This is a genomic window from Nocardia aegles (assembly GCF_052545135.1).
This window is the reverse complement of record NZ_JBQWRI010000004.1, coordinates 66,658-84,519: the sequence shown is the minus strand read 5'-3', so window position 1 is coordinate 84,519 and position 17,862 is coordinate 66,658. Positions and strand designations below refer to the sequence as shown.

Genomic DNA, 17,862 nt, shown 5'->3' with positions numbered 1-17,862 from the left:
ATGGCGGACAACGACACTCGGCCGGCGCCCGGCGACCCCGGGCCCGGCGGAGCGGATTCGACGCGGGAGCCGGAGCCGATCAAAGCGGTTCCGCTGCGCAGGCCGGGTCGCTGGATAGCGGCGGTGGTCATCCTCGCGGTGGTGGCGCTTTTCGTCTACGGTGCCGCGACGAACCCGGCCTATCGCTGGGACACCTACGGGAAATACCTGTTCGACACCAGGATCACCGCCGGCGCGATCGTGACGCTCGAGCTGACCGTGTGCGCGATGGCGATCGCGGTCGTCCTCGGAACGGTGCTGGCCGTGATGCGGCTGTCGCCGAACCCGGTATTGCGCAGCTCGGCGTGGGTGTACCTGTGGATCTTCCGCGGCACCCCGGTGTTCGTGCAGCTGGTGTTCTGGGGGCTGGTCCCCTCCCTGTACAGCCGGATCCAGCTCGGCGTCCCGTTCGGACCGCAGTTCTTCCACCTCGACGTGCAGCAGCTGCAGGCCGCGTTCGCCTTCGCCGTGCTCGGCCTCGGGCTCAACGAGGCCGCTTACATGGCCGAAATCGTCCGGGCCGGAATCAATTCCGTCGGTGAGGGGCAGCGGGAGGCGTCGTTCGCGCTCGGCATGTCCTGGAGCCAGACCATGCGCCGCACGGTGCTGCCGCAGGCCATGCGCGTGATCATCCCGCCGACCGGCAACGAGCTCATCGGCATGCTGAAGACCACCTCGCTGGTCACCGGCATCCCGCTGAGCACCGATCTGTTCGGCCGGGCGCGCGACATCTACGGCGTGAACTTCCAGCCCATTCCACTGCTGCTGGTCGCCGCCACCTGGTACCTGGCGATCACGAGTGTGCTCATGATCGGGCAGTACTACTTGGAGCGCTACTACTCGCGCGGCGTCTCCCGCACGCTGACCACCAAACAGCTGCGGGACCTCGCCGACGCCCAGCAGGGGGAGAAGGCGAAATGAGCGTGGACGTCGGGAAGACCGCCGCCCCTCCGATGGTCCTGGCCGACCGGGTCTGCAAGAACTTCGGCGCCCTCCAGGTGCTCAAGGGCGTTTCCCTCGAGGTGGGCCGTGGCGAAGTGCTGTGCCTGATCGGGCCGTCCGGCTCGGGTAAGTCCACCTTCCTGCGCTGCATCAATCACCTGGAGCAGGTGAACGCGGGCCGACTCTACGTCGACGGCGAGATCGTGGGCTACCGGGAGAAGAACGGCAAGCTCTACGAGATGCGCCCCCGCGACGCGGCCGAGCAGCGCCGCGAGATCGGGATGGTGTTCCAGCATTTCAATCTGTTCCCGCACCGCACCGCACTGGACAACATCATCGAGGCGCCCACACAGGTCAAGAAGGTGCGGAAGTCGGAGGCGGTGACCAGGGCGCGCGAGTTGCTGGACCGGGTCGGGCTGGCGGACAAGGCGAACGCCTACCCGGCACAGCTGTCCGGCGGGCAGCAGCAGCGCGTGGCGATCGCGCGTGCCCTGGCCATGGATCCCAAACTCATGCTGTTCGACGAGCCGACCTCCGCGTTGGATCCGGAGCTGGTGGGTGAGGTGCTCACGGTCATGCGGGAACTGGCCCGGTCGGGCATGACGATGGTCGTGGTGACCCATGAGATGGGATTCGCCCGCGAGGTCGCCGACCAGTTGGTGTTCATGGACGGCGGCGTGGTCGTCGAGGCCGGGCCGCCCCGGCAACTGCTGGCCGATCCGCAGTACGAGCGCACCAAGGCGTTCCTCTCGCGACTGCTCTGATCCGGGTGGATCCGACTCACGTCTCGGGGCGCAGCGCGCCGCGCAGCTGCCCGAGCAGCACGTCGGCCGCCGGGCTCGCGGGGCGGTCGGCGCGCCAGGCCAGCGCGAGGCGACCCCGTGGTTCCGGATCGACGATGCGGACGCTGCGCACCCCGAAGGCCGCGGCCTCCTCGGCGGTGAGCGCGGGCACCACCGCGATGCCGAGACCGCGTGCGGCCAGGCGCAGCAGCAGCGGGGGCGCCGCCGCCTCGTAGGCGATCGCGGGCTCGAATCCCGCCGCCGCACAAGCACGCTCGAAGACGCCGCGGATGCCGGTACCCGGGGTGAGGCAGATGAGCGGACGATCCCGCAGCGTGGTGAGCGGGATCTCGGCGCCGTAGCCGAGGTCCGCCGCCGCGACCGCGGCCACCACGGCGGTCTCCAGCACCACCTCGATGCCGATGCCCGGAGCGATGTCCGCGCCGGTCATTCCGATCAACGCGATATCGAGTTCACCCCGGACGAGCGCGGCGAGCATCCGCTCGGAGGTGTCCTCGGTGAGGCTGATGCCGACTCGCGGGTGGTCCCGGTGGAAATCGGCGAGCACGGCGGCGACGTCGAACTCCTCGACCGCCGCCCCCGAAATCAGGCCGATCCGGACCTGGCCCCGCAGCAACCCGCTGAACTCGTCAACCGTGTGGGTGATCTGTTCGGCGGCGGCCAGTGCAGCCTGCGCGTGTCGCAGGACGGCGGCGCCGACCTCGGTCAAGGTCACCGTGCGCCCGCCGCGGTCGAGCAGTGGCCGGCCGAGTTCGCGTTCCAACTGCCGGATCTGGGCGCTGAGGCCGGGCTGGGCCAGGTGCAGCCGCGCCGCCGCGCGGGTGAAGCTTCCTTCCTGGGCGACCGTGACGAAGTATCGCAGCTGCCGCAATTCCATAAACAATAATTCTAGTAACTAGAATAACTATCTGTTTTACTTATTCTGCCCGGCCCGGCAGGGTCGAAGCCATGGGAAACAACGCCGCACAGATCGAAGAAAACAGCGACATCTTCACCGGTCCGGTCTTCCGCCCGGGTAACGGCGGATACGACGCGGAGATCGCCGGATTCCAGACCGCCTACACCCATCGGCCCGCGCTGATCGTCGGCGCCGTGCACGCCGAGGATGTACGCGCGGCCGTGGAGTACGCCGCCCGTCACGATCTGCCGATCGCCGTGCAGGCCACCGGCCACGGGCTGTCCGTTGCCGCCGACGGCGGCGTGGTGATCAGCACCCACCGTATGGCAGGCATCCGGATCGATCCGGTCCGCCGGACCGCGCACGTCGGCGCGGGAGTGCGTGCGGACGCGCTGGTCCGAGCGGCGGCCGAGCACGGGCTGGCGCCCCTGAACGGGTCGTCGCCGTCGGTGGGCGTGGTCGGCTATCTGCTCGGCGGCGGCGTCGGGCTGCTCGCGCGCCGGTTCGGGTACGCGGCCGAGTACGTGCGATCGATCGAGCTCGTCACCGCCGACGGCAGGGCGCGCACCCTGACACCGGAAGACGAGCTGTTCGGCGCGGTGCTGGGCAGCGGAGGCAACTTCGGCGTCGTGACCGCGCTCGAGGTCGGCCTGGTGCCGGTCACCACGGTGTACGGCGGACAGTTGGTGTTCGACACGCCGCTGGTCGAGCGGGCCCTGGACGCGTGGCGCCGATGGACCGCGACTGTGCCGGAGGAGCTGACCTCGACGGTCACCATGCTCGCTTTCCCGGACATCCCGCAGGTGCCCGCCCCGCTGCGCGGTCGGTACGTCGCCTCTATCCGGATCGCCTACAGCGGTCCGGCGGACGAAGGGGAACGCCTGGTCGCGCCGTTGCGGGCGGTCGGCGAACGACTGACCGACGATCTGCGCGCGATGCCGTACATCGAGTCGCACACCATCCACAGCGACCCCGATCATCCCCACGCCTACGCCGCCACCAACGCATTGCTCGGCGAGTTCACCGATGAAACGGCAGCGGCTCTGCTGGCCGTCGCGGGCCCGGATTCCGGCGCGCGCGCGGTCGTCGACGTCCGTCATCTCGGCGGCGGGCTGGCCCGCCCGAGCGATACCGGCATCGCTGTGGACCACCGCGAGGCTGCTTATATCGTGCGAATCATCACCGGCCCCGCGGAGGCCGCGACCCGTGCCGCGGTCCGTGCCGCGCTGACGCCGTGGACGCTCGGGCACAGCTTGAATTTCCTTTACGGCGCGGGCGCGGAAGCGGACGAGGCGCAGACCCGCGCGGGTTATCGGCCGGACACCTACGCCCGGCTGGCCGCGCTCAAGGCGAAGCACGATCCGCGCAATCTGTTCCGTTTCAACCGCAACATCCGGCCGGACGCCGGGTGACCGCACCGCTGCCGTGCCCTGGTGCGGCGCGGCAGCGCCATGCTATCTTCGTGATATCACTCTGATATTGGGAGGATTGTCATGAAGTTCCGACCCGCGTTCCATGTCGACGGCTTTCTGGTGCTGCTGGGGTGGTTCGTGCTCACGGTCCTGTTCGGCGGCGGCGCGGCGCTCGGCTTCGTCGCGGGCGCCAGGGACGGCAACGGTCTCGCCGTGGCCGGTGCGGTGGCGGCCACGATCGTTGTCGTCGTCCTGTTGTTGCTCGCGACCGGGCTGACGGTGGTGAACCCGAACGAGGCCAAAGTGGTGCAGTTCTTCGGCCGCTACGTCGGCTCGGTGAGCGAGCCGGGCTTCTATTCGGTGCTCCCGCTGACCGACCGCAAGAGCATCTCGCTGCGCGTGCGGAACTTCGAGACGCAGAAGCTCAAGGTCAACGATGCCGACGGCAACCCGGTGGAGATCGCCGCGGTGGTCGTCTACCGGGTGGTGGACAGCTTCAAGGCCGCCTTCGCCGTCGACGATTACGAGGAGTACGTCGCGACTCAGTCCGAGGCGGCCGTCCGGCACCTGGCCACGACGCATCCGTACGACGCCCACGAGGCCGACCGCACCAGCCTGCGCGACGGCGCGGAGGTGGCCGAGGAGTTGACCGTCGAACTGCGCGAGCGCACCGAGATGGCGGGTATCGAGGTGCTGGAGGCGCGGATCACCCACCTCGCCTACGCACCCGAGATCGCCCAGGCCATGCTGGTCCGCCAGCAGGCCGCCCAGGTGGTCGCCGCGCGGACCCGGATCGTCGAGGGCGCGGTCGGCATGGTCGGCCTCGCGCTGGAGCGGCTCGCCCAGGAGGGCATGGTGGAACTGGACGAGGAGCGGAAAGCGGCGATGGTGTCGAACCTGCTCGTCGTGTTGTGCGGTGATCGTCCCACCCAGCCCGTCGTCAACGCCGGTTCGCTCTACTCCTGAGGCGGGCTGCCCGTGGCCGAGCGCAAGAAACTGCTGCTACGCCTGGACCCGGCCGTCCACGACGCCATCGCGAAGTGGGCGGCCGACGACCTGCGCAGTATCAACGCCCAGATCGAGTACGCGCTGCGCCTGGCGCTGGAGCAGGCCGGGCGCAGACCGAAGTCGCAGTGACACGACCTCGATACCGATCAGAGATGGTGCCCCGGCCCGAGGGCGCGAAGACTGGCAAGGTGTCAGCACATGTCCCCCCCGTCGGAACCGAAAGGGGAAATCATGACCACGATCGTGCGCATCGATGACACCGCCCGCGACTACGAGACATGGAAGTCCGGGTTCGACGGTCTGGAGCGCTTCTTCACGGAGGCGGGCGCCCGCAATTGCCGGGTGGCACGGTTCACGCACAACGCCAACCGGGTGCTCGTCGAGCTGGACTTCGACACCATGGCCGAGGCCGAGGCATTCCGGGACGAACTGCACAAGCTCTACGATCTGCCGCAGGTGCAGATGACGATGGTCAGCCATGAGGTCTCCCTGCTCGAGCTGGTCGAGGATCGTCGCCTCACGCTCCGGACTTCCTCGTGACGAAGATCGCCGTGCCGGGGAACAGCTCGCCGCGCAATGGGCTCCACTGACCCCATTCGCGGTCGAGCCACTCCGGCCATTCCGGTTCGACGATGTCCTCCAGCACCAGTCCCGCGGCGACGATCTCTCTGACCCGGTCGCCGATGGTTCGGTGATGTTCGACGTAGGTGGGCACGTCGTCGCCGTCGACCTCGACGTACGGAGTGCGGTCGAAGTACGGGATGGTGGCGGTCAGGCCCGCCGGACCCGGATCATCCGGGAAGATCCAGCGCATCGGGTGATTCACCGAGAACACCCAGCGCCCGCCCGGGCGCAGCACCCGCGCCACCTCGCGCATCACCAGCGCCGAATCGGCGACGAACGGCACCGCGCCGAACGCCGAGCAGGCCAGATCGAACGACGCGTCCGCGAATGGAAGGGCCTCGGCGTCCGCCTGCACCAGCGGCACCCGCGGACCGCCGCGCGCCATCACCGCGAGCCCCCGCTCGAGCATCCCGCGCGACAGATCGAGTCCGACCGGTCGCGCACCCTGCCCCGCCAGCCAGCGCGAGCACGGAGCGGAGCCGCAGCCGATCTCCAGTACTGCTTTGCCGGTGACGTCGCCGAGGAATCGCATGTCACCTTCGTGCAGGCCCTCCGGGCACCACACGAACTCGCCGCCGGGGGAGTCCACGCCGAGGAAATCCGCGTGCGTCTCGTGGTATTGCGCGGCGTCGGCGTCCCACCACCGCCTGCTGGCCAGTCTGCTGGCCGCCGATCCGATCCGGGTCCGCACCGTACCCGTCGTTCCGAGCAGTGCGTTTGCTTGCGCATGGCGATCTTCCGACACGCCGATCAGACTATCGGCGTGGCGGCCCGACCGGTTTGCCCGCCCGGACCGAGGTCGCGTACGCTGAACGCGCGAGTGTCTTCCGTACAGCCGTACCGGAGTTCAACCCGTGCTGAGTTTCACGCGCGTCGCGTGCGGTACGTTCCTAAGTGTCCGTCTTCACACCTCGCGGTGAGATCGCAGCGTACCGAAAGTTCCAATGTCCGCAACCGACCACAATCCGTCCGGAGCAAACCGACACATGCCCACCACCGTCACCTCGCCGCAGGTAGCCGTCAACGACATCGGCTCCGCCGAGGATTTCCTCGCCGCCATCGACGCCACGATCAAGTACTTCAACGACGGCGACATCGTCGAAGGAACCATCGTCAAGGTCGATCGTGACGAGGTCCTGCTCGACATCGGTTACAAGACCGAAGGCGTCATCCCCTCTCGTGAGCTCTCCATCAAGCACGACGTCGACCCCAACGAGGTCGTTTCCGTGGGCGATGAGGTCGAGGCCCTTGTTCTCACCAAGGAGGACAAGGAAGGCCGCCTGATCCTGTCGAAGAAGCGGGCGCAGTACGAGCGTGCGTGGGGCACCATCGAGGAGCTCAAGGAGAAGGACGAGGCCGTCAAGGGCACCGTCATCGAGGTCGTCAAGGGCGGCCTGATCCTCGACATCGGTCTGCGCGGCTTCCTGCCGGCGTCGCTGGTCGAGATGCGGCGCGTGCGCGATCTCCAGCCGTACGTCGGCAAGGAGATCGAGGCCAAGATCATCGAGCTGGACAAGAACCGCAACAACGTCGTGCTCTCCCGCCGCGCCTGGCTGGAGCAGACCCAGTCCGAGGTGCGCAGCGAGTTCCTGCACCAGCTGCAGAAGGGCCAGGTCCGCAAGGGTGTGGTCTCCTCGATCGTCAACTTCGGCGCGTTCGTCGACCTGGGCGGTGTCGACGGTCTGGTGCACGTCTCCGAGCTGTCCTGGAAGCACATCGACCACCCGTCCGAGGTCGTCGAGGTCGGCAACGAGGTCACCGTCGAGGTGCTCGACGTCGACCTGGATCGCGAGCGCGTCTCGCTGTCGCTGAAGGCGACCCAGGAAGACCCGTGGCGTCAGTTCGCCCGCACCCACGCGATCGGCCAGATCGTGCCGGGCAAGGTCACCAAGCTGGTTCCGTTCGGCGCGTTCGTCCGCGTCGAGGAGGGCATCGAGGGCCTGGTGCACATCTCCGAGCTGGCCGAGCGCCACGTGGAGGTTCCGGACCAGGTCGTGGCCGTCGGCGACGACGCGATGGTCAAGGTCATCGACATCGACCTGGAGCGTCGCCGGATCTCGCTGAGCCTCAAGCAGGCCAACGAGGACTACCACGCCGAGTTCGACCCGTCGAAGTACGGCATGGCCGACAGCTACGACGAGCAGGGCAACTACATCTTCCCCGAGGGCTTCGACCCCGACACCAACGAGTGGCTCGAGGGCTTCGACAAGCAGCGCGAGGAGTGGGAAGGCCGCTACGCCGAGGCGGAGCGTCGCCACAAGATGCACACCGCGCAGATGGAGAAGATGGCGGCCGACGCCGCGGCCGAGGCCGCGAACGGCGGCGGCGCGTCGAACTACTCGTCCGAGAGCGGTTCGCAGTCCTCCGCGGGCCAGGCCGAGCCCGCCGGCGGTTCGCTGGCCAGCGACGCCCAGCTGGCGGCTCTGCGCGAGAAGCTGTCCGGCAACGCCTGATCGGCAATAGCCTGAACGACTGTGCCCCAACCGGATTCGGTTGGGGCACAGTCGTTTCGATGGGTTTCAATCGTTCCCGTGTCGCGAGGGCTTCGTCGTGCCCCGCTGCACTCGGGGCGCGTACGCGGGTGGCCGTGCGGCCTCGTGGGGCGCCATCATCTGCGCCGTGGTGAGCGCGACGACCTGAATCTGCTCGAGCCGCAACCCGAGCGAGGCCAGCCGGGCGATGACGCCCAGCCGATGTTCCGGCATACCGGGACGGATCACCAGCGGCTCCCGTTCCGGCCGGTGCAGGACATAAGCACGACATTCGGCGTCGAAGCGCACGGGAGCGCCGTCCCGGATCGCGCGATAAGCGGCCACATCCAGTGTGCTGTGCCGGATCGGGTCGATCAGCAGCGAGACGACGAATTGCTCCGCCTGCCGCAGGAACAGCTCTTGGTCCGACGGATCCAAGTGCTCGATCCGCTGAGCCATGCGGCACCGGTAGTCCTCCGCGGCCGGGCGCAGCAGGGCACGGTGCCGCTCGATCTCGGCCGCGAAGGCCACGAGTTCTTCGTGATCCACGGCGAGACGGTCGGGCGTCGAAGCAAGGACGTCGGGCATGATGACCCCTATCTCTCGGGTTGCGGGTTACTTTGCGTGGCAACCGGATCGACGTCTGACATCCCTTAGTGTGCCGGAGGGGTACGACAGAAACCGCGACGGACTTTTCCGGCAGACGACTCCGGTCTCAGTAACCCACGGTGAAGCGGCGCTGAACGAAACGGGGCTGCTCGGCTTCGTCGACGATGGATTCGTCGACGATGGCGACCGCGACGTCTTCGGCGGAGAGGTCTCCGAGGAGATGCTCTCGCTGTCCAGCCAGTCGGCCACCGCCCACGTCTCGCTGCCGCCGCGGGCGGGGAAACGTGCCGCGTCGCGCGTGAAGGCGGTGACCCGGTGCCCCCGCCGCAGTGCTTCGGTGACCATCCGCGGCGGACCGCGCGTGGACCGACTTCGACGCGAGCCTGGTCGACCATGTCCGGTCCGATTTCCCGGATCTGCCACCTGATGCGCTCGCGCTCGCTCTGCGTCTGTGGGGCCGGATACACGGACCGATCGCGCTCGAGGTGTACGGGCACGCTCAGGACCCGGGAAACTGTTCCGCGCCGAGATGGGCGATCTAGTCCGTTCCCTCGGCTTCTAGCCAGTCGGGTCGGGCAGCGGCGTCGGCGAGCCGGAATCGCCCCGGCGCGCCGAGGATGTTTCCCCGAGGTGGCCGGGCTCGGCGGAGCCGTGCGCGATGTCGTGAAAGGCATTCCGTAACGTGCCCGCCCTGGCCGTGCTGGACGAACCGGAGCGCAGGCAGCTGTACGGCTGCTGTGACGCGTGACGTCGGGCTGACTCGCTCGGATAGTTAGCCAGGAGTGCACCACATCGCGAATCCGAAACGGTGGGGCCGCTGGTGAACGGAGATTTCCCATCGTGGCAAAGGCGATGGCCTGGCCGGCGATGCTTTTTCGGCTCGGGTGACGGGCAGGTGGGAAGGGTGCGCTAGATCAAAAGGATTTCGGCGCTGTCTCCCGCGTGTTCCGGCGATCGCCATTAAAGGGAAACCGCGGTGGGTTGGTACTGCGTGGCGCGGGCCGGCGGCGTGCTCGCGCCGAATCGACTCGTCCATCTTCGCGAAACCGCTGCGGCGTGGCTCTGCTTCGACTTTCGTATCCAGCGGCGGCGACGCTCTTGCGGAATGACCGACGCGGAGTTCCGTCGGAGACGGGTCCACTGTCGTGGCCGCGATCGATCTTGCAACTGTACTTACATTCGGCGCGGCGATGTCGGGTACCGCGAACCGCACAGGCTGTGGGTATGCAAAACAGTGGCCCAGCCTTGGCGAGAGGCTGGGCCACGTCGAGCTCGGGTTCAGCTTGCGGTAGCAGGTACCCACCGGACCGCGGGTGCGGCCGGACGGTTCCGCATGGCAGCGAAACTGTGCCGCGCGGGACTGATGAACGCGGTGAACCAAGAGCGGCGGTGCTCGGCGAGCGCCGCCGCGACAGCGGGGATCTGAATGCAGTGCACTCGTCCCGCCATGCCCAGGCGGTGGCGACCCGCCTGGTTGATTCTGGTGCCCAATGGTGTTCCTTTGCTTCGCTGGTGTCGGCCTGGATCGCCACGGCGAAGATTAGCGGAACGAAACTGTGCGGCAGAGTATTTTGCCCGAGTAATTGTCTCGGCGTGTCGGAAAGTCACCGTGCCCGAACGGTAAACATCCGGAATTGTTGCGAATCGGTCTCGGCATCGTCACGGAACGGGCAAATGACTTCCGGGGTGGTGGAATACGCGACCGCATCGGGTAATCGGCCGGATTGCTCGTCGTCCGGGGCGGGTCGGCCGGAGGCGCGTACGGGGCAGCGCACGCCCGAGCGCGGCCCGGATGCGAGACTGGTCGAATGTTACGAATCGGCCTCACCGGAGGCATGGGAGCGGGGAAGTCGACGGTAGCCCGGACCTTGGCCGATCTCGGCGCGGTGGTCATTGATTCCGACCTCGTCGCCAGGGAAGTGGTCGAGCCGGGCACCGAAGGGCTGGCCGCGTTGGTGGAGGCGTTCGGCGCAGGCATCCTCGCCGCCGACGGCGGCCTCGACCGGCCCGCTCTGGCGGCCAAGGCCTTCGGTGACGACGCGGCGCGCGCGAAACTGAATTCGATCATCCACCCGCTCGTCGGAAAACGCACCGCGGAATTGATCGCGGCCGCGCCCGCCGACGCCATTGTGGTGCAGGATATTCCGCTGCTGGTGGAAAACGGCCTGGCGCCTCTGATGAATCTCGTGCTCATTGTGGACGTCGACGCCGAAACACGAATTCGCCGTTTGGTGGAATTCCGCGGTGTCGCTGAAGCCGATGCGCGTGCGCGTATTTCGGCGCAGGCCACCGACGAACAGCGCCGAGCCGTTGCCGATGTGTTGCTGGACAACCGTGGCGCGCCGGGTGAGGTCGAAGCGCAGGTGCGTGAGCTGTGGGCGCAGCGCCTGGTGCCCTTCGAACGCAACCTGCGTGCCGGCACGTCCGCCCGCCGCGGTGACATCCGGCTCGTGCCGGCCGATCCCGCGTGGCCCGCGCAGGCGCAGCGGCTGATCGCCCGGCTGTGGGTGGCCTGCGGCAGCGCCGCATCCCGGATCGACCACGTCGGCTCCACCTCCGTGCCGGGTCTGCCCGCCAACGACGTGATCGATCTCCAGATCACGGTCGCCGACCTGGCCGCCGCCGACGGCCTGCGCGATGCCATCGCCGCCGCGGGATTCCCGGCGCGGCCGGAGGCCACCCAGGACAATCCCAAGCCGACCCCGCAAGACCCCGCCGGTGTGAATGCCGCGCTGTGGAGCAAGCGCTTCCACCAGAGCGCCGACCCCGGCCGGTTGGCCAACGTGCACGTGCGCGTGGAGGGCTCGCCCGGGCAGCAGTACGCACTGCTGCTGCGGGACTGGCTGCGCGCGGACGCCGGGGCTCGCGCGGAGTATCTCGCCGTCAAGCGCGAGGGTGAGGCCAAAGCGGCGGGGCTGACGGGCGCGGAGGCGACCGCGGCCTATCTCGATGTCAAGGAGCCGTGGTTCGACGCCGCGTACCCACGGGCACTCGCCTGGCGGGATTCGCCGGCGTCCTAGCGATGCGCTCCAGGCTGTTCAGCGCGCTGATCGTGCCGGGTGCGCGCAGCTGCGGGACTACAGCCAGGTCAACGTGATGTCCATGGTCGCCAGCCAGTCCTCGAGGGTGTGGCCGTTGGCGGCGATGCCGTCGATGGCGGCGGTGGCGTGCTGCACGGCCGCCTCGGCGTCGGCGAGGCTGATCAGGCCCGCGGCGTGCGCCGCGATCAGCTCGTCGACGTCGAGCAGTTGGGTCTCGCGCGCGGAGCGCACCACGATGTCGAGGTAGTGATCGACGGACTTCCACTTCTTCGGGGCGACCGGGGTGAAATCACCGATGTCGAGGTAGTAGTCCTGGTCGCGCCGATGCGCGGGTAGATAGTGGAAGATGGTCGCGCGCAGGTGCAGCTTCGGCAGCAACCAGGACTCGATGTAGCGGAACTGCGGGTGATCCGAGGTGCGCGCCATGTACAGCCCCCACGGCTCGACGTGGTACTTCTCGACCGGGCGCACGAAGCCCTTCGGATCCGTGTTCGTCAGGTCCGCGAGGTTGAAGTACTCGACTTTGGGCCGGTGCACGTCGACGATGGGTGCCTGCGTCATGCATCAAGAATCTACCGCCGTTCCCGATGCGTCGAGCCGGACGCAGTACTCCGCGGGCTACATCCAGGTGAGGGTGATGCCGTGGGTGGCGAGCCAGCTCTCCACGCGGTGATCGTGGGCGGCCAGCCCGTCCAGCACGGCCGTGGCCCGCTCGAACGCCCGGTGCGCCTGCGCGGTGTCGATCAGTCCCGCGGCATGTGCGGCGAGCAGCTCGTCGACGCCGAGTAGTTCGGCGCCGCCGCCGGGCCGCACGGCGATGGACAAGTACTGGTCCACCGCCTTCCAGCGCTTCTGGCCGACCCGGGTGAACTCGCCGACGTCGAGGCGGTAGACCGGTTCCCGGTGGTGTGCCGGGTTGGTCCGTGCCAGCGTCGCGCGCAACGACAGGCCCGGCAGCAACCAGGATTCGAGGTAGTACGAATCCGGTCCGCCGACTCGGCGTGCCATGTACAGGCCCCACGGCTCGACGTGGAAGCGGTCGACCGGGCGGACGAAGCCCTTGGCGTCGGTGTTGCTGAGTTCGGCCAGATTGAAGAACTCCACCTTCGGCCGATGCGGCGCCGGTCTGACCGCGGGGATCGGCCCCGGTGGGGCGGCCGTGGCGGCGCCGGCGACGGAGGGAACCACCGCGCGGATGTCTCTGGCGACGTACCCGGCGAGGCCGGTCACAGCCGGCACGGCGACGAGCAATGGAATCAGACCGCTCATGGCTCTTGTCCTTCACGTCCGAACAACCAGATCAGGTTACACCTGGGCCGGGGCGCTCGCGCGGTTCGCGATAAGGTGTTCGCCGATACGAAACCTGTTGCCGCAACGGACATTTCGGACATGTACCGGTGTGCGCCGAGACCCGGTGACGCGGCTGTGTGGACGCGGTGGAGCGCCGAACTCCTTGCCGCCGAGAGCGATCGGGGCCGGCTCGCGCCGCTGCGCCGAAAGTGTTCGACAGCGCGTTCTTTCGGTATACCCACCGCGCGGTGTCGCTATCCCCTGTGTTCGTGAGGGCCGACGGGTGGTTCGCTCATCTCTCGGTGCTTCGTGGCGGCGCGAGCTCGTGGCCCCTGGTGACGGCCGGTCGCCGCCGACTGTGCTGTGACCGGATGCACAGTGAGAGTGTTCAGGCTATCGCCCGGTTCGGCCGCTCCTGGCCCACGGGAATCTGTCGGTGGGTGGGCCTACGCTGGTGAGCATGGCATTCGCAACCGAGATTCCGGCGGAGGGCTTCGAGGACCGGGCCGCCGAGCAGCCGCTCGCGCACTCGGAGTTCCGCCCGGTCGGCGAGATCGAGCGCGTCGGCGGCCGGTTCGAGGTGGTCAGCGAGCACCAGCCCGCGGGCGACCAGCCTGCCGCGATCGCCGAGCTGGAGCGCAGGATCACAGCGGGGGAGCGCGACGTGGTGCTGCTCGGCGCCACCGGTACGGGCAAGTCGGCCACCACGGCCTGGCTGATCGAGCGGTTGCAGCGGCCGACGCTGGTGATGGCACCGAACAAGACGCTCGCCGCCCAGCTGGCCAACGAACTGCGCGAGATGCTGCCGAACAACGCCGTCGAGTACTTCGTCTCCTACTACGACTACTACCAACCCGAGGCGTACATCGCGCAGACCGACACCTACATCGAGAAGGACAGCTCGATCAACGACGACGTCGAGCGGCTGCGCCATTCGGCGACCTCCAGCCTGCTGTCCCGGCGCGACGTGGTGGTGGTCGCCTCGGTGTCGTGCATCTACGGCCTGGGCACGCCGCAGTCGTATCTCGACCGGTCGGTGCAGCTGCAGGTCGGCGGCGAGATCGATCGGGACGCGCTGCTGCGGCTGCTGGTCGACGTGCAGTACACCCGCAACGATATGGCGTTCACCCGCGGCTCGTTCCGGGTGCGCGGCGACACCGTCGAGATCATTCCGTCCTATGAGGAACTCGCCGTGCGTATCGAGTTCTTCGGTGACGAGATCGAGGCGCTGTACTACCTGCACCCGCTCACCGGCGACGTGGTGCGCCAGGTCGACACGCTGCGGATCTTCCCCGCCACCCACTACGTGGCGGGGCCGGAGCGGATGGAGCGCGCGGTGCGCGACATCGAGGCCGAGCTCGAGGACCGGCTCGCCGAGCTGGAACGCCAGGGCAAGCTGCTCGAGGCGCAACGGCTGCGCATGCGCACGCAGTACGACCTGGAGATGATCCGTCAGGTCGGCTTCTGCTCCGGCATCGAGAACTACTCCCGCCACATCGACGGCCGCCCGGCCGGTTCGGCGCCCGCGACGCTGCTGGACTACTTCCCCGAGGACTTCCTGCTCGTCATCGACGAGTCGCACAACACCGTCCCGCAGATCGGCGGGATGTACGAGGGCGACATGTCCCGCAAGCGCAACCTGGTGGAATACGGCTTCCGGTTGCCGTCGGCGGTGGACAACCGGCCGCTGACCTGGGAGGAATTCGCCGAGCGGATCGGGCAGACGGTCTATCTGTCGGCCACGCCCGGGCCCTACGAGCTCGGGCAGACCGGCGGCGAGGTGGTCGAACAGGTCATCCGGCCGACCGGCCTGGTCGATCCGAAGGTCGTGGTGAAGCCGACGAAGGGGCAGATCGATGATCTGATCCACGAGATCAGGCAGCGGACCGAGCGCGACGAGCGGGTCCTGGTCACCACGCTCACGAAGAAGATGGCCGAGGATCTCACCGACTACCTGCTGGGGCTGGGGGTCCGGGTGCGCTACCTGCACTCCGAGATCGACACCTTGCGCCGCGTCGAGCTGCTGCGGCAGCTACGGCTCGGCGAATACGACGTGCTGGTGGGCATCAACCTGCTGCGCGAGGGTCTCGACCTGCCCGAGGTGTCGCTGGTGGCGATCCTCGACGCGGACAAGGAAGGATTCCTCCGCAGCACCACCGCGCTGATCCAGACGATCGGCCGCGCGGCGCGCAACGTCTCCGGCGAAGTGCACATGTACGCGGACAAGATCACCGACTCGATGCGGTACGCCATCGACGAAACCGAGCGCCGCCGCGCGAAACAGGTCGCCTACAACGAGGAGATGGGCATCGATCCGAAGCCGCTGCGCAAGAAGATCGCCGACATCCTCGACCAGGTGTACCGCGAGGCCGACGAAACCGAGGTGGAGGTCGGCGGCTCCGGCCGCAACGCCAGCCGCGGCAGGCGTGCGCAAGGTGAGCCCGGACGGGCGGTGAGCACGGGCGTGTACGAGGGTCGCGACGTCAAGTCGATGCCGCGTGCCGAACTCTCCGAGCTCGTGCAGGAACTCACCACACAGATGATGAACGCCGCTCGGGAGTTGCAGTTCGAGCTCGCCGGCCGGTTGCGCGACGAGATCGCGGATCTGAAGAAGGAATTGCGCGGCATGGACGCCGCCGGGTTGAGGTGATCCGGAACGAAGCGGCGCTGCCTCCGCGGGCCGTTCCCGGAACGACCGCGGAGGCAGCCGGGCCGTCAGGCCTGGGTGGCCATCCATTCGTTCACCCGGCGTTCGGCCTCTTCGCGCGAGACGTCTTCGACCTTGGTGAGCACCACCCAGCGGTGGCCGAAGGGATCGATCACCACGCCGAACCGGTCGCCGGTCACGAAGGTCTGCGGCTGCTCGACCTTACCGGCGCCGTGTTCGACAGCGCGCCGCACCACGGCGTCGACATCGGGGCAGTAATGCACGATCGAGGTGTGTACCCACTCCCCGTTCGGCGCCAGCACGCCGTTGTCCGGGATGGGCAGCCCCAGCTGCAGGGTCGAGTCGCCGATCTTCAGTTCGGCGTGCGCGGGCTGCCCGTCGGGCAGGTCGTTGCGAGTGATCACCTCGGCATCGAAAACGGCGGTGTAGAAATCGATCGCTTTGTTGCCGTCACCGACCGCGAGGAAACAGGTGATCGAGTGATAGCCGTCGGCAATGGGTTTCACGGTGTTCGTCATGGCCACTACCCTCGCCGGTCCGGGCCCGCGGGTCTTGTAAGAAAGCGACACCGTGCCGCGTAGCGCCGAACCATCCGCCGCGGAGCCGCCACGGGCCCGCAATCCCCTCGCGCCCGCGGACACGAAAGGCATTCTGCATCCGGACGAGCAGGCGAAACATCGCTCCCTGGTCCGATTGCCGCCGAGTCCCGCGGTCGACCGCTACGTCGAGTGGTATTGGGCGGTGTGCTGGGATCTGCGCGGCAGACCGCCGTATCGGGCGGAGGTCCTGTCCTATCCGAGCGTGAACGTCACCTTCGAGCGATCCGACACGCGCACCGGAGGATTCGTCAACGGTGTGACCACCACGAAGTTCATTCGCGAACTCAGCGGGCTCGGGGAGACATTCGGCATCCGCTTCCGTGCGGGCGGGTTCGGCGCGTTCACCGGACTCGATGTCGGCTCGTTCCGCGATCGCGCCGTCCCGCTCGTGGACGTGCTGCCCGACGCCGCGGGCCTGGCCGAACGAGTGCTGGAGGCGCCGACTGTCGAGCGCCGCTGCCGCGTCGTCGCGGAATACCTCGCCGACCACCCCGCGGTCGAGGACCCGACCTATCGGTTGGTGCTGCGCATCATCGACGCCATGGCCACCGACCAAGAACTCACCAGGGTCGATCAGATCGCGGCGCGGTTCGATGTGCCCGCCCGCACGCTGCAGCGCATTTTCCGCCGCTACGTCGGTGCCGGGCCGAAATGGGTACTGCGGCGCTATCGATTGCAGGACGGCGCCGATCTGCTCGCGAAAGGCCGGATCGAAGATCTCGCGGCGTTGGCCACGGAACTGGGGTATTTCGACCAGGCGCACTTCTCGCGTGAGTTCACCGCGGAAGTGGGTATGGCACCTCTGGAATACGCCAAGAATTCCCTACGCCTGCGCAACGAGGTCACCGCCAAGGTCCTCTCGACGAGGGCTTAGTTGCCGGACAGCCGACGAGGAGTTGGACATGGATGTCGTGGTGTTGATCGGTCGAGTGCTGTTCGCACTACTTTTCCTGACTTCCGCCCTCGGGCATTTCACCCGGACCCAGGCGATGGCGGGGTACGCGCGCAGCAAGGGCGTCCCGATGGCGAAGGCCGCCGTATTCGGCTCGGGCGCGCTGTTTCTGCTGGGCGGCCTCAGCGTGCTGCTGGGTGTCTGGGCCGACCTCGGTTCGCTACTGTTGGTCGTCGCGTTGCTGCCGACGGCGACCGTGATGCACCGGTTCTGGCAGGAGTCCGATCCGCAGACCAGGCAGGGCGAGATGATCCATTTCAACAAGGACGTCGCCTTGGCGGGCGCGGCCCTCATGCTGTTCGCGTTCTTCGCGCACGTCGACGAACTCGGATTGACCATCACCCGGCCGCTTTTCGACCTCTAGTCCCCGCTCGGCGCGCTGATATTGCGCGAACGCCCTTCGAAGCGGTTGTGGCACATCACAGATGTTGCGGCCGTTCCGGTATTCCCAGGCGAATCCGCGGGGGAATGGCCGAAAGGCCGAGTGCGATGTCGTGCGATTTCTT

The 17,862-nt window shown here is 67.8% G+C and carries 18 protein-coding genes; 11 read left to right on the top strand and 7 right to left on the bottom strand.

Features of this window, described 5'->3' with window-relative positions; translation table 11 throughout:
- Both ACT89H_RS13810 and ACT89H_RS13805 read left to right on the top strand, forming a co-directional pair.
- The gene (locus tag ACT89H_RS13810; RefSeq protein ID WP_445108987.1) at positions 1 to 960 is read left to right on the top strand and encodes an amino acid ABC transporter permease; all 960 of its coding nucleotides are present in this window, start codon (positions 1 to 3) and stop codon (positions 958 to 960) included.
- Positions 961 to 992: 32 nt separating this feature from the next.
- Positions 993 to 1,745 (top strand): amino acid ABC transporter ATP-binding protein, encoded by a 753-nt coding sequence (locus ACT89H_RS13805; RefSeq protein WP_445109324.1) that lies wholly within the window; start codon positions 993 to 995, stop codon positions 1,743 to 1,745.
- Between the two features lie 16 nt (positions 1,746 to 1,761).
- Here ACT89H_RS13805 and ACT89H_RS13800 read toward each other — a convergent pair whose 3' ends face one another.
- Positions 1,762 to 2,661, bottom strand: coding sequence for a LysR family transcriptional regulator (locus tag ACT89H_RS13800; RefSeq protein ID WP_445108986.1), 900 nt, complete (start codon positions 2,659 to 2,661; stop codon positions 1,762 to 1,764).
- A 71-nt stretch (positions 2,662 to 2,732) separates the two neighbouring features.
- Between ACT89H_RS13800 and ACT89H_RS13795 the strand changes: the two genes are divergently transcribed.
- The 4 genes from ACT89H_RS13795 (at position 2,733) to ACT89H_RS13780 (ending at position 5,642) form a co-directional block, all read left to right on the top strand.
- Positions 2,733 to 4,094 (top strand): FAD-binding oxidoreductase, encoded by a 1,362-nt coding sequence (locus ACT89H_RS13795; protein WP_445108985.1) that lies wholly within the window; start codon positions 2,733 to 2,735, stop codon positions 4,092 to 4,094.
- A gap of 81 nt (positions 4,095 to 4,175) precedes the next feature.
- Positions 4,176 to 5,060 (top strand): SPFH domain-containing protein, encoded by an 885-nt coding sequence (locus ACT89H_RS13790; RefSeq protein WP_445108984.1) that lies wholly within the window; start codon positions 4,176 to 4,178, stop codon positions 5,058 to 5,060.
- A gap of 12 nt (positions 5,061 to 5,072) precedes the next feature.
- Positions 5,073 to 5,231 (top strand): type II toxin-antitoxin system antitoxin, encoded by a 159-nt coding sequence (locus tag ACT89H_RS13785; RefSeq protein ID WP_445108983.1) that lies wholly within the window; start codon positions 5,073 to 5,075, stop codon positions 5,229 to 5,231.
- Between the two features lie 102 nt (positions 5,232 to 5,333).
- Positions 5,334 to 5,642 (top strand): hypothetical protein, encoded by a 309-nt coding sequence (locus ACT89H_RS13780; protein WP_445108982.1) that lies wholly within the window; start codon positions 5,334 to 5,336, stop codon positions 5,640 to 5,642.
- Here ACT89H_RS13780 and ACT89H_RS13775 read toward each other — a convergent pair.
- On the bottom strand, positions 5,620 to 6,471 hold the full coding sequence (locus ACT89H_RS13775) for a class I SAM-dependent methyltransferase (RefSeq protein WP_445108981.1): 852 nt from the start codon (positions 6,469 to 6,471) through the stop codon (positions 5,620 to 5,622). The two genes, ACT89H_RS13780 and ACT89H_RS13775, sit on opposite strands and share 23 nt — an antisense overlap.
- Positions 6,472 to 6,712: 241 nt before the next feature.
- Here ACT89H_RS13775 and rpsA point away from each other — a divergent pair, with 241 nt between their 5' ends.
- Positions 6,713 to 8,179, top strand: coding sequence for a 30S ribosomal protein S1 (gene rpsA / locus ACT89H_RS13770; RefSeq protein ID WP_039797295.1), 1,467 nt, complete (start codon positions 6,713 to 6,715; stop codon positions 8,177 to 8,179).
- Between the two features lie 66 nt (positions 8,180 to 8,245).
- Here the strand turns inward: rpsA and ACT89H_RS13765 are convergent, their stop codons facing one another.
- Complete coding sequence (locus ACT89H_RS13765; RefSeq protein ID WP_445108980.1) at positions 8,246 to 8,785, bottom strand: hypothetical protein; 540 nt, start codon at positions 8,783 to 8,785, stop codon at positions 8,246 to 8,248.
- Positions 8,786 to 8,912: 127 nt separating this feature from the next.
- Complete coding sequence (locus tag ACT89H_RS13760) at positions 8,913 to 9,062, bottom strand: hypothetical protein (protein ID WP_445108979.1); 150 nt, start codon at positions 9,060 to 9,062, stop codon at positions 8,913 to 8,915.
- Between the two features lie 1,552 nt (positions 9,063 to 10,614).
- Here ACT89H_RS13760 and coaE point away from each other — a divergent pair.
- A complete protein-coding gene (gene coaE / locus ACT89H_RS13755) occupies positions 10,615 to 11,826 on the top strand; it encodes a dephospho-CoA kinase (RefSeq protein WP_445108978.1) in 1,212 nt (403 codons plus the stop codon).
- Positions 11,827 to 11,883: 57 nt separating this feature from the next.
- Here the strand turns inward: coaE and ACT89H_RS13750 are convergent, their stop codons facing one another.
- Both ACT89H_RS13750 and ACT89H_RS13745 read right to left on the bottom strand, forming a co-directional pair.
- Positions 11,884 to 12,408 carry a ribonuclease FAU-1 family protein gene (locus ACT89H_RS13750; RefSeq protein WP_445108977.1) on the bottom strand — a complete coding sequence of 175 codons (525 nt, stop codon included), beginning with the start codon at positions 12,406 to 12,408 and terminating at the stop codon, positions 11,884 to 11,886.
- Between the two features lie 57 nt (positions 12,409 to 12,465).
- On the bottom strand, positions 12,466 to 13,116 hold the full coding sequence (locus ACT89H_RS13745; RefSeq protein WP_445108976.1) for a ribonuclease FAU-1 family protein: 651 nt from the start codon (positions 13,114 to 13,116) through the stop codon (positions 12,466 to 12,468).
- Positions 13,117 to 13,597: 481 nt separating this feature from the next.
- Between ACT89H_RS13745 and uvrB the strand changes: the two genes are divergently transcribed.
- The gene (uvrB, locus tag ACT89H_RS13740; RefSeq protein ID WP_445108975.1) at positions 13,598 to 15,787 is read left to right on the top strand and encodes an excinuclease ABC subunit UvrB; all 2,190 of its coding nucleotides are present in this window, start codon (positions 13,598 to 13,600) and stop codon (positions 15,785 to 15,787) included.
- 65 nt (positions 15,788 to 15,852) lie between these two features.
- On the opposite strand, the gene ACT89H_RS13735 is transcribed toward uvrB, so the two are convergent.
- Positions 15,853 to 16,323 carry a VOC family protein gene (locus tag ACT89H_RS13735; protein ID WP_445108974.1) on the bottom strand — a complete coding sequence of 157 codons (471 nt, stop codon included), beginning with the start codon at positions 16,321 to 16,323 and terminating at the stop codon, positions 15,853 to 15,855.
- A gap of 52 nt (positions 16,324 to 16,375) precedes the next feature.
- On the opposite strand from ACT89H_RS13735, the gene ACT89H_RS13730 reads away from it, so the two are divergent.
- Both ACT89H_RS13730 and ACT89H_RS13725 read left to right on the top strand, forming a co-directional pair.
- The gene (locus ACT89H_RS13730; RefSeq protein ID WP_445108973.1) at positions 16,376 to 17,278 is read left to right on the top strand and encodes a DUF6597 domain-containing transcriptional factor; all 903 of its coding nucleotides are present in this window, start codon (positions 16,376 to 16,378) and stop codon (positions 17,276 to 17,278) included.
- 28 nt (positions 17,279 to 17,306) lie between these two features.
- Entirely contained in the window at positions 17,307 to 17,720 is a 414-nt protein-coding gene (locus tag ACT89H_RS13725) for a DoxX family protein (RefSeq protein ID WP_445108972.1), read from the top strand.
- Positions 17,721 to 17,862: the final 142 nt, after the last annotated feature.